A 10,519-nucleotide genomic window follows, 5' to 3' on the forward strand; every position below is an offset into this window, starting at 1 on the left:
GCCGTCCCAGATGAGGCACCGTGCAGGCCGCCGCCTGGACTAGGCTTACAACCCGTGCTGGTCTTGGCTTTCGACACCGCGACCGCCGCGATCACGGTGGCGCTTCATGAGTGGATCCCCGGCGAGGGCGCGCGGCGCCGTGCCCAGGCCGAGGCCGTCGACCGGCGCAGGCACACCGAGCTGCTCACCCCGTCCATCAAGGCCGTGCTGGCGGAGGCGGGCGCCGCGCCCGACACGATCAGCGCGATCGCCGTCGGTGTGGGCCCCGGCCCGTACACCGGCCTGCGCGTCGGGCTGGTCACGGCGCGCGCGATGGGCGAGTCGCTGGGCGTCCCGGTGCACGGCGTCTGCACGCTCGACGCCATAGCCTGGGCCTCCGGGCGGGACGAGCCGTTCGCGGTCGCGACGGACGCCCGCCGCAAGGAGGTGTACTGGGCGCGGTACGCCTCGTCTCGCGTCCGTGCCACCGAACCGGCCGTCGGCCCCGCCGCCGACGTCCTGGACGGTGCGCCCGAGGGGCTGCCGGTCATCGGCGAGGGCGCGGCCCTGTACCCGGAGGTCCTCGGAGACTCGGGGCACGAGCCGCTGCTGCCCACCGCGTCCGCCGTCGCGGAGCTCGCCGTCGCGCGCCTCGCCGGCGAGAAGGGCCCCGACCTGCTGCCGCCCGAGCCGCTGTACCTGCGCAGGCCCGACGCCAAGGAGCCGGGCCCGCGCAAGAAGGTGACCCGGCGGTGACCGACGTCACGCTGCGCGCCATGACCCGCGCGGACCTGCCCGCCGTCCACCTGCTGGAGCAGGTCCTGTTCCCCGACGACGCGTGGAGCGAGCAGATGCTCGCCGAGGAGCTGGCCGGCCAGCCCGCCACCCGCCATTACGTCGTCGCCGAGGAGCCCGGCGGCGAGATCGTCGGCTATGCGGGCCTCGCCGCCGCGGGCGCGCAGGCCGACGTGCAGACGATCGGGGTGCGCGCCGAACGGCGCGGCGCCGGGATCGGCGCGGCCCTGCTCACCGAGCTGATGGACGAGGCGTCCCGGCGCAACGCCGAGGCGGTGTTCCTGGAGGTCCGCGCCGACAACCCGGCCGCGCGCCGGCTCTACGAGCGGTTCGGGTTCTTCGAGGTCGGGATCCGCAAGCGCTACTACCAGCCCGCCGACGTGGACGCGGTGGTGATGTGCCGCCGCCTGGAGCGCCGCCCGGTGGGGTTCACCAGGGGGAACACATGATCCGCGAAGAGCCGCTGGTCCTCGGCATCGAGACCTCGTGCGACGAGACGGGGGTCGGCATCGTCCGCGGCCGCACGCTGCTGGCCGACGCGATCGCCTCCAGCGTCGAGCAGCACGCCCGGTTCGGCGGCGTGGTGCCCGAGGTCGCGTCCCGCGCGCACCTGGAGGCGATGGGCCCGACCGTGGAGCGCGCGCTGAACGAGGCGGGCGTGGCCTTCACCGACATCGACGCGTTCGCCGTCACCGCCGGCCCCGGCCTGCCAGGCGCCCTGATGGTCGGCGTCGCCGCCGCGAAGGCCTACGCGCTGTCGCTCGGCAAGCCGCTGTACGGCGTCAACCACCTCGCCGCGCACGTGTGCGTCGACCAGCTGGAGCACGGGCCGCTGCCGAAGCCGTGCGTGGCGATGCTGGTGTCCGGCGGGCACTCCTCGCTGCTGCTGGTGCCGGACGTGGCGGGCGACGTCCGCTCGCTCGGCAGCACCGTCGACGACGCGGCGGGCGAGGCGTTCGACAAGGTCGCGCGGGTTCTCGGCCTGGGCTTCCCCGGCGGCCCGGTGATCGACCGGATGGCCCGCGAGGGCGACCCCGCCGCGATCGCGTTCCCGCGCGGCAAGTACAACGACGGCACCTACGACTTCTCGTTCTCCGGCCTGAAGACGGCCGTGGCCCGCTGGGTGGAGGCCAGGGAGCGCGCGGGCGAGGCCGTCCCCGTCCCGGACGTCGCCGCGTCCTTCCAGGAGGCCGTCGTGGACGTCCTCACCCAGAAGGCCCTCAAGGTCTGCAAGGACAACGGCGTGCACGACCTGCTGATCGGCGGCGGCGTCGCGGCGAACTCGCGGCTGCGGGCCCTGGCCGCCGAGCGCTGCGAGGCCGCCGGCGTCCGGCTGCGCGTCCCGCGCCCGAAGCTGTGCACCGACAACGGCGCGATGGTCGCCGCCCTCGGCTCCGAGCTCGTCGCCTCCGGCCTCGACCCGTCCGACCTCGCCCTCCCGGCCGACTCCAGCCTGCCGATCGAGTCCGTCACGCTGTGAGGCCGGCGACCAGGGCTTCCAGGTAGTCCTCGAAGAGGGGGACCTCGGCCTCGTCGACGATGCGGCCGTCGTCCTCGGGGAGCAGGTCGAGCAGGCAGCGGACGTCCCAGTACGGGTCGTGCTCGTGGCCGCCGGAGACCTGGTCGAACGCGGCCAGGAAGCGGTCGGCGACGGGCACGCCGTAGCGGAGCGCCAGGCCGCGGCGCATGCGGGCGACATCGACCGCGACCGGGCCGCACGAGGCGTCCGACCAGTCGACGACGCCGGTCAGCTTGCCGTAGGACCACAGCGTGTTGTCGGGGTGGTAGTCGCGGTGGAGGAAGCGGGCGGGCGCGTCCGGCGCGGGCCCGGAGGCGATCTCGAACGCGCGCTCCCACAGCTGCGGGCGCAGCGCGTGCTTGGGCGGGTTCCGCTGGTCGAGCCGGTTGTAGGGGACGTACGGCGGCATCGTGGACGCGCCGTGCAGCGCGTGCACCGGCAGCAGCGCGGCGGCGAGCTGGATGAGGTACTCCGGCAGGTCGTCGGGGGACGGCCGGGGCGGATGGCCGACCAGCCGGCTGATCAGCAGCGCGGGGACGTCGCAGTGCGCGCCGGACGGGTCGGCGGCGACGAGCTCGGGGGTCGGGATCTCGCAGCCCGCCAGCAGCGCCAGCGCGGCGATCTCGCGTTCGGGGGAGAACTCGGTGTCGCCGTAGGAGCGGCGGCCGGGGCCCGCGTCGAGGCCGGTGTCCCGGCCGGTCCAGCGGCGCAGCACCAGCCGGTGCGCGCTGCCGGACGGCGTCTCCACCACGAGCGCGTGGTTGGCGTGCGCGCCGCCGCCCGGGAGCGGCCGCACCATCCGCACCTCGGCGCCCTTGCCGAGACAGCCCTCGACCCAGCGCAGGGTGGCGTGGCCGGGTGGGGCGCCGGTCGGCAGGCAAGGAGCCGGTGTGGGAGTCACGAGATCCATGAAAACGGATTCCGAAGGGTATTGGGAGTGATTTTGCGAAGACGGAACGTAACAAAATGCACGTCATCGCGGTGGCTTGGCGGAGGGTCTCCGGTCGTCTCACCGGATTGCCGGACAAACCTCGCAGATTCCGTGCGGCATCCGGACACCCCCGAGGAGGACGTCCGGCAACCCGGAGGAGGGGCCGGGTGGGGCCGCACCCCGCAGCGCGGGAGCGGCCCCACCCGGACCGGCTAGTCCTTGCCGTCGCGGCGCGGGCGCAGCAGCGCCTCGGCCAGCGCGAGCATCGTCTCCTCCAGCGTGGACAACCGCTTCAGCACGTCCTCGTGCACCGCGTTGACCTGCTTGGACACATCGTCGTGGACGCCGTCGACCTTGCGGCCGACCTCGTCCTGCACGTGCGAGAAGCGCTTGGCGACCTCGGCCTGCACCGACTCGGCCCGCCGCGTCACCTCGTCCTGCACGCCGTCCACCCGCCGGCCGAACTCCTCCTGCGCCCCGCCGACCTGCCGGGCCATGTCCTCCTGCATGCCGGCGACCTGCTTGGCGACCGAGTCGTGGATGCTGCCGACCTGCCGGGTGACGTCCTCGTGGATGTCGCCGATCCGCTTGCCGAAGTCGTCGTGCACTCCGCTGACCTGCCTCGCCACCTCGTGATGCACGGACTCGACCTGCTTGGTGACGTCGATGTGCACCGACTCCACCCGGCGGGACACGATGTCGACCTGCGTGGTGAACTCCTCCAGGGCCACGTCGACCCGCTTGGCGACCTCCTCGTGAATGCCCTCGATCCGCTTGCGCACGTCGTCGTGCACGTCCTCGAACCGGCGGGAGAACTCGTCCATGCGCTTGGCGACGTCGCTGTAGGCCGTCTCGGCGATCTGCGACATCGTGGCCTTGACCTCGTCGCGGTCGGGCCTTGCGCGCAGCTCCTCGATCAGCGGGTCGACCGCGTCGGCCAGGTGCTTCTCCAGCGCGTCGAACCGGTCGCTGTGGTCCATCATCGGACGGCGGGCCAGCTCGCCCACCACGCGGTGCAGCTCGGCGATCTCCAGCGTGGCCGGCAGCCGGCCGATCCGCTCGCCCACGCCGTCGATCCGGCCCTCGATGCTCTCGAAGCGGCCGTCCACGCCCTCCAGCTTGCCCGACAGGCCCTCGAGGCGCCCGTCGACCCCGTCCAGCCGCCCGTCCAGCCCGTCCAGCCGGCCGCCGACGCCCTCGACCCGGCCGTTGACCGCCTCCAGCCCCTGCTCCATCCGCTCGGCCATCTCGCCGAGTGCCTGGTCGACCCGCGCCGTGACGCCGTTGATCGAGTGCTCCAGCCGCTCGGAGCGGTGCCCGAGCTCGGCCAGCGACTTGTCCAGCCGGTTGAAGCGGACGGACGCGGCCTCCATGCTGCCCTGGAGCTTGTCCAGCCGCTTGGTCATCTCCTCCATGCGCTGCGACGCCTGCTGGGTGGCGTCGGTGATGTGCTGCGCGGAGTCCAGGACGGCCTGGATGCGGGTCAGGCCCTCGTCGACGTTCTCGGCGACGACGCCGACGTCGGCCCACAGCGCGGGCAGCTCGGCGACCGGCTTGACCCGCTCGCCGAGGCCGTCGATGTGCTCGGCCAGCCCCTCGGCCCACTCCGGGGGCTTGCCGACCAGCTCGTCGACCTGCCCGCGCACGGTCTCGAGCTGCCCGGTCAGCCCGCTGATCTCGCGCTCGCGGACCTCGCGGAGCAGCCACTCCATCCCTTCCAGCCGCTGGCGGATCTCGTCCAGGACCTGACCCTGTGAGCGCTGTTCATAGACGTGGTCCTGCGCCGCACGGGCGAGCAACTCCCGCATCCGATCCGAGACCGGTTGACCCCCCGTCTGCAGGAAGTTGTGATTCGTTTCCACCCGATGCTCCTTCGTGTGCCGGACGCGTCGAAAAGGCGCACGGCAATGAATCGTGAAGTCGCCACTGTAGTGCGTGTGAAGCGCCGCTATAACGGGTAGCAGGGAACGTCGCGGGTTCTGCGGAATGCGCCTGTTATCCCACTGGCGGGGATTGACGGTGATCACCGGCCATACGGTGATATCCGTGATTCGAGGGCTTCTGGGCAATTGTGGGGATCGGTTCCGCCGCCCGGCCGCCGCGCCGGCCGCCGCCGGACGGCCCGCGGCGGGGAGTCTGTCCGTACATCTCGTCCAACATCGGCAGTTCCCGCGGCGCCCATCCGGCTCCTCCCGTCGGCGCGCGCCGCCCGGACGCGGCGCCGTCCGCCGGGCCGGGCGCCATTCCGGACCGGCATTCGTGGGAGCCCCGAACCCGATCGCTGAACCTGCCTTGGTGTTTCCCCGCCCGTTGATCTCGGAACGCCGTTTCGCCGCCCGCCGCGGCCGCCTTGCCGGGCACCCGTAATCCCTGGTGAAGGCAATGCCGGAAAGGGCGAATGATTTGCGCGGGCATGGTGCGTCGCGCGGACGCCCTTGGCGTTGCGGTGCCGCGCGGAGATCTTTGGACCGTTTAGCGGGCGAGGCCCGCCGTGGGCGGGTCGGCCGCCCGGACGGGACGCACGAGCAGCGCGACCGGGTCCTGGCCGACCCGCGTCACCACCACCGTCGCCTCGGCGGCGCCGTACCCGCCCCGGCGCCCACCGAAGCCGAGGTCGCGGCGGAGCCGGTCGACGTCGACCGCCGACCCGCGCTTCTTGACCGTCAGCACGCCGGCCTCCCGGCGTCGCAGCTCGGCCTTGAGGCGCTTCACCGAGAACGGCAGCACGTCCTCGACCTCGTATGCGGACGCGAACGGCGTCGGACGCAGCTCGTCGGAGGTGACGTAGGCGATGCGCGGGTCGGCGAGCCCGCCGCCGACCAGGTCCGCGACCTCCGCCAGGAGATGGGCCCGGATGACGGCTCCGTCCGGTTCGTAGAGGTAGCGGCCCCACGGGCGGACGTCCGGATCGCCCAGCCCTGCCGGGGTCAGCGTGCACGCATCCCCACCGGGCGGCAGGAGCGTCGCGCGGCGGCCGACGCCTCCGGCGAGGCCGCCCAGCCACAGGGCGGCCTCCTTGACGTCGCCGGCGGCCGACACCCACTCCGCCTCCGCGCCCTCGGGCACCACCTCGTGCGGGATGCCGGGCGCGACCTTGACGCAGGCGGCCGGCGCCCGTCCCGCGAGATCCAGGACGGTGTCCAGCGGCGGTTCGTAGGAGCGGGGATCGAAGACGCGGCCCCGGGCCGTCCGGCGTCCGGGGTCGGCGAACACGGCGGCGTACCCGTCTGGGTCCTCTTCCACGGCGTCACTTACGCGCACGCGCGCGAGGCCGTCCAGCCCGAGAGCCATCACATTGGCTTTCGCCACCTCGGCCGTCAGTGGATCGCGCTCCACGCCGTCTCCTGTAAGACCCACCCTGGAACGCGCCGTAAGGTCGGCACCAATGCCGCAACCCAGTTCCAGTACGCGCGCGTCGGAGGGCAGCACGGTGGCGAACCGCCGCGCGCGATGCGCCGCGACATTCGCACGCGTCGACTGCTCCAGCCCCGCCTGCGTGAAGTACATGCGGCCCGCGTCGGGGCCGAACTTGGCCTCCGCGCGCCGCCGGAGCCGCACCTGGGTCAGCGCCGCCGCCACGAGGTCCGCCCCGTACCGCTCGCGCAGCCGGGACGCGGTGCCCAGCAGCCCCGCCTCCGAGACGTCCGCTTCGCCCGCCTCCGCGAGAAGTGCCTGGCCGGCGGGGCCGAGCAGCTCCCGGAACGACGCGATGTCCATGCCTGGACGGTATCGGCCGCGGCGCGCGGGTGATCGGCGGATGAACGGCCCGGAACGCCGGGGGGCGTGCGCCCGTGTCCGTGTTGACGGGCAAACGGGCACGGCATAGTCTCACTGACTGGCACTCTCAACGCGAGAGTGCCAACACAGCGACAAAGGTTCGGTCTGGCACCCGCGACGACAGGCCGGTCCAGGGTCGCCTCTTCTGTCACATGTGCCGGTCGGCCAGCCATGGCCGGCCGAGGACCAATCGAAGGGGAGGTCAGATCGTGACGACCGCCACCAAGGTTGCTCTCAAGCCGCTCGAGGACCGCATCGTCGTCCAGCCGCTTGAGGCCGAGACCACCACCGCCTCCGGCCTGGTGATCCCGGACACCGCCAAGGAGAAGCCGCAGGAGGGCACCGTCCTCGCCGTAGGCCCGGGCCGCGTCGACGACAAGGGCGAGCGCGTCCCCGTCGACGTCAAGGTCGGCGAGATCGTGCTGTACAGCAAGTACGGCGGCACCGAGGTCAAGTACAACAACGAGGAGTACCTCGTCCTCTCGGCCCGCGACGTGCTCGCGGTCATCGAGAAGTAATCACCGAGACGTGATGCGCCCGCCCCGGCCCGCGCCGCCCACCGGCGGGGCGGCCGGGGCGGATCGCGTGACATAGGAGTATCCCCATGGCGAAGATCCTGGAGTTCGAGGAGGACGCTCGCCGGGCTCTTGAGCGCGGCGTCAACGCTCTCGCGGACGCCGTCAAGGTGACGATCGGCCCGCGCGGCCGCAACGTCGTCATCGACAAGAAGTTCGGCGCGCCGACCATCACCAACGACGGCGTCACCATCGCCCGCGAGGTGGAGCTGGAGGACCCCTACGAGAACCTCGGGGCCCAGCTCGCCAAGGAAGTGGCGACCAAGACCAACGACATCGCGGGCGACGGCACCACCACGGCGACCGTCCTCGCGCAGGCGATGGTCCGGGAGGGCACCCGCAACGTGGCCGCCGGCGCCTCGCCGCTGAGCCTCAAGCGCGGCATCGACGCGGCCGCCCAGTACGTGTCCGACCAGCTCCTCAAGACGGCCCGCGAGGTCGAGGAGAAGGGCGAGATCGCGCACGTCGCCACCATCTCCGCGCAGGACGCGCAGATCGGCGAGCTGATCGCCGAGGCGTTCGAGAAGGTCGGCAAGGACGGCGTCATCACCGTCGAGGAGGCCCACACCATGGGCCTCGAGCTGGAGTTCACCGAGGGCCTCCAGTTCGACAAGGGCTACCTGTCCCCGCACATGGTCACCGACCCCGAGCGCATGGAGGCCGTCCTGGAGGACGCCTACGTGCTCATCGTGGACGGCAAGATCTCCAACGTGCAGGAGTTCCTGCCGCTGGCGGAGAAGGTCGCCCAGACCAAGAAGCCGCTGCTGGTCGTGGCCGAGGACGTCGAGGGCGAGGCCCTGGCGCTGCTCGTCGCCAACAAGATCCGCGGCACCTTCACCTCCGTCGCCGTCAAGGCGCCGGGCTTCGGCGACCGCCGCAAGGCGATGCTGGGCGACATGGCCACCCTCACCGGCGGCCAGGTCGTCAGCGAGGCCATCGGCCTCAAGCTCGACTCGATCGGGCTCGAGGACCTCGGCCGCGCCCGCCGCATCACCGTCACCAAGGACGCCACCACCGTCGTCGACGGTGAGGGCTCCGCGGACGAGATCACCGCGCGCGTCAACCAGATCAAGGTCGAGATCGAGAACTCCGACTCCGACTGGGACCGCGAGAAGCTGCAGGAGCGGCTGGCCAAGCTGGCCGGCGGGGTCTGCGTGCTGCGCGTCGGCGCCGCCACCGAGGTGGAGCTGAAGGAGAAGAAGCACCGCCTCGAGGACGCCATCTCGGCGACCCGCGCGGCGATCGAGGAGGGCATCGTGTCCGGCGGCGGCAGCGCGCTGGTGCACGTGGCCAAGGAGGGCTTCGACGCCCTCGGCCTGTCCGGCGACGAGGCCACCGGCGCGGCGGCCGTCCGCAGCGCGCTGGTCGAGCCGCTGCGCTGGATCTCCGAGAACGCCGGCCAGGAGGGCTACGTCGTCGTCTCCAAGGTGCAGGAGCTGCAGCCGGGCCACGGCTACAACGCCGCCACCGGCGAGTACGGCGACCTGATCGCCCAGGGCGTCATCGACCCGGTGAAGGTGACCCGTTCGGCCGTCACCAACGCCGCGTCGATCGCCGGCATGCTGCTCACCACCGAGGCGCTCGTCGTGGACAAGCCCGAGGACGAGGAGCCGGCGGCCGGCGGTCACGGGCACGGCCACGGTCACGGCCACTGATCTTCCCTGGGGCGGGCGAGCGGCTCGCCCGCCCCGGAAGATCGTCTCGGCCCCCGCCCCTCACCGGGCGGGGGCCTTCGCCGTCCCGCCGAATCTTCGGCGCCGGAGGGACGATTTCGGCACTCTGGGCGGTCGACTGACCGCAATGCGTGGTATTTTCGGCCTCGTCCCCGCACTGTGACCATTCCGTTGCCGACGACAGTGGCGACACGCCCGGCGGTGCTGGGCATCATGCTTGACGTGACCGAGGGAAGCTACGCCGGGACCATGACCGCGCGCGCTGCCGAGCCCTCGATGGGACCGGCCCCTCCGCCGCGCCACGACACCGGCCGCCGGATGCGCGTGCTGCGGGCGGCGAACGAGGGCGGCGGCGACCTCAGGGAACTGGCCAACCTCGCCGTCCAGGGCGACCCGGGCGCCATCGAGGTGCTCATCGCCGAGGTCCGCCCGATGATCGTGCGGTACTGCCGCGCCCGGCTCGGCCGGGTCTCCGGGCAGTACCACATCGCCGACGACGTGGCCCAGGAGGTCTGCATCGCGGTGCTGTCGGCGCTGCCCCGCTACCGCGACATGGGCCGGCCGTTCGCGTCCTTCGTCTTCGGCATCGCCGCGCACAAGATCGCGGACGCGCTGCGCAGCGCGGTCCGCGCGGCCGTGCCCACCGAGGACCTGCCGGACGGCCCCGACGACCGTCCCGGTCCCGAGGAGACGGTGGTCCGCTACATCGAGGCGCAGCGCGCCCGCGACCTGCTCACGCGGCTCCCCGAACACCAGCGCGAGCTGGTCCTGCTGCGCGTGGTGGCGGGCCTGTCGGCGGAGGAGACCGGTAATGTGCTGGGCATGTCCGCGGGGGCGGTACGGGTCGCGCAGCACCGGGCCCTGGCCCGGCTCCGCGCGATGGCCAGAGAGGAGTCGATCGCTTGACGGAGCGGAGCCCTGGCGCCCCGGATCCGGTCGGGCCTTCGCACCGCGGCGGGACCCGCGAGCCGGCGAGCCGGCCGCAGGCCCCGGCGGTGACCCTGCTCGCCGACCTCGGCGCGGTGCGCCGTACCGACGCGATCATCGACGCGCTGGCGGCGCGGCGCGCTGCCGGCTCCACCGCCCGTTCCGCGGCTGACCGTCCCTCCGCCGAGCACGCCCGCCCCGACGACGAGGGCGCCTCCGACCCGGCCGTCCGGCTGCAGCGCGCGCTGGTCGCGGACGTCGACGAGCCAGGCCCCGGACGCGAGGCCGCCGGCCCGACCGACCCGGGCCCCGGCGCGCCGCCGTCCACCCCCGGCCCCGGGCC

9 protein-coding genes and 1 pseudogene are annotated in these 10,519 nt (G+C 72.9%); 7 read left to right on the forward strand and 3 right to left on the reverse strand.

Annotated elements, in window-relative coordinates; all coding sequences use genetic code 11:
* The first annotated feature begins 54 nt into the window (after positions 1-54).
* The 3 genes from tsaB to tsaD are packed head-to-tail and all read left to right on the forward strand — an operon-like array spanning position 55 to position 2,254.
* Positions 55-735 carry a tRNA (adenosine(37)-N6)-threonylcarbamoyltransferase complex dimerization subunit type 1 TsaB gene (tsaB, locus tag ABD296_RS38765; RefSeq protein WP_344279532.1) on the forward strand — a complete coding sequence of 227 codons (681 nt, stop codon included), beginning with the start codon at positions 55-57 and terminating at the stop codon, positions 733-735.
* On the forward strand, positions 732-1,223 hold the full coding sequence (gene rimI / locus ABD296_RS38770) for a ribosomal protein S18-alanine N-acetyltransferase (protein WP_344279535.1): 492 nt from the start codon (positions 732-734) through the stop codon (positions 1,221-1,223). Before tsaB ends, rimI begins: the two co-directional genes overlap by 4 nt.
* Positions 1,220-2,254, forward strand: a complete 1,035-nt coding sequence (tsaD, locus tag ABD296_RS38775) for a tRNA (adenosine(37)-N6)-threonylcarbamoyltransferase complex transferase subunit TsaD (protein WP_344279538.1) — start codon at positions 1,220-1,222, stop codon at positions 2,252-2,254. Before rimI ends, tsaD begins: the two co-directional genes overlap by 4 nt.
* Here the strand turns inward: tsaD and ABD296_RS38780 are convergent.
* From ABD296_RS38780 to ABD296_RS38790, 3 genes are all read right to left on the reverse strand, one after another.
* Positions 2,244-3,203 (reverse strand): phosphotransferase family protein, encoded by a 960-nt coding sequence (locus tag ABD296_RS38780; RefSeq protein ID WP_344279541.1) that lies wholly within the window; start codon positions 3,201-3,203, stop codon positions 2,244-2,246. The genes tsaD and ABD296_RS38780 overlap by 11 nt on opposite strands.
* Before the next feature lie 233 nt (positions 3,204-3,436).
* Positions 3,437-5,086 carry a hypothetical protein gene (locus ABD296_RS38785; protein WP_344279544.1) on the reverse strand — a complete coding sequence of 550 codons (1,650 nt, stop codon included), beginning with the start codon at positions 5,084-5,086 and terminating at the stop codon, positions 3,437-3,439.
* 610 nt (positions 5,087-5,696) lie between these two features.
* Positions 5,697-6,941: a THUMP-like domain-containing protein gene (locus tag ABD296_RS38790; RefSeq protein WP_344279547.1), complete on the reverse strand. Its 1,245-nt coding sequence runs from the start codon at positions 6,939-6,941 to the stop codon at positions 5,697-5,699.
* Positions 6,942-7,210: 269 nt separating this feature from the next.
* On the opposite strand from ABD296_RS38790, the gene groES reads away from it, so the two are divergent.
* The 4 genes and pseudogenes from groES to ABD296_RS38810 all read left to right on the forward strand — a co-directional run.
* Positions 7,211-7,519 (forward strand): co-chaperone GroES, encoded by a 309-nt coding sequence (gene groES, locus ABD296_RS38795; protein ID WP_455363872.1) that lies wholly within the window; start codon positions 7,211-7,213, stop codon positions 7,517-7,519.
* Positions 7,520-7,605: 86 nt separating this feature from the next.
* Positions 7,606-9,231 (forward strand): chaperonin GroEL, encoded by a 1,626-nt coding sequence (gene groL, locus ABD296_RS38800; RefSeq protein ID WP_344279550.1) that lies wholly within the window; start codon positions 7,606-7,608, stop codon positions 9,229-9,231.
* A 336-nt stretch (positions 9,232-9,567) separates the two neighbouring features.
* Positions 9,568-10,155, forward strand: a complete 588-nt coding sequence (locus ABD296_RS38805; protein WP_344279562.1) for a sigma-70 family RNA polymerase sigma factor — start codon at positions 9,568-9,570, stop codon at positions 10,153-10,155.
* Positions 10,152-10,519: pseudogene (locus ABD296_RS38810) on the forward strand (hypothetical protein); the annotation flags it as partial. The gene ABD296_RS38805 and the pseudogene ABD296_RS38810, both read left to right, overlap by 4 nt.

This window comes from Actinomadura napierensis (assembly GCF_039529375.1).
In the GTDB taxonomy this organism is placed as follows: Bacteria; Actinomycetota; Actinomycetes; order Streptosporangiales; family Streptosporangiaceae; genus Spirillospora; species Spirillospora napierensis.

What these genes read in the sequence shown, in the direction of transcription:
- ABD296_RS38780 (WP_344279541.1), bottom strand. Translation starts at nt 3,203, where the DNA reads ATGGATCTCGTGACTCCCACACCGGCTCCTTGCCTGCCGACCGGCGCC.
- tsaD (WP_344279538.1), top strand. Translation starts at nt 1,220, where the DNA reads ATGATCCGCGAAGAGCCGCTGGTCCTCGGCATCGAGACCTCGTGCGAC.
- groL (WP_344279550.1), top strand. Translation starts at nt 7,606, where the DNA reads ATGGCGAAGATCCTGGAGTTCGAGGAGGACGCTCGCCGGGCTCTTGAG.
- ABD296_RS38790 (WP_344279547.1), bottom strand. Translation starts at nt 6,941, where the DNA reads ATGGACATCGCGTCGTTCCGGGAGCTGCTCGGCCCCGCCGGCCAGGCA.
- ABD296_RS38805 (WP_344279562.1), top strand. Translation starts at nt 9,568, where the DNA reads ATGCGCGTGCTGCGGGCGGCGAACGAGGGCGGCGGCGACCTCAGGGAA.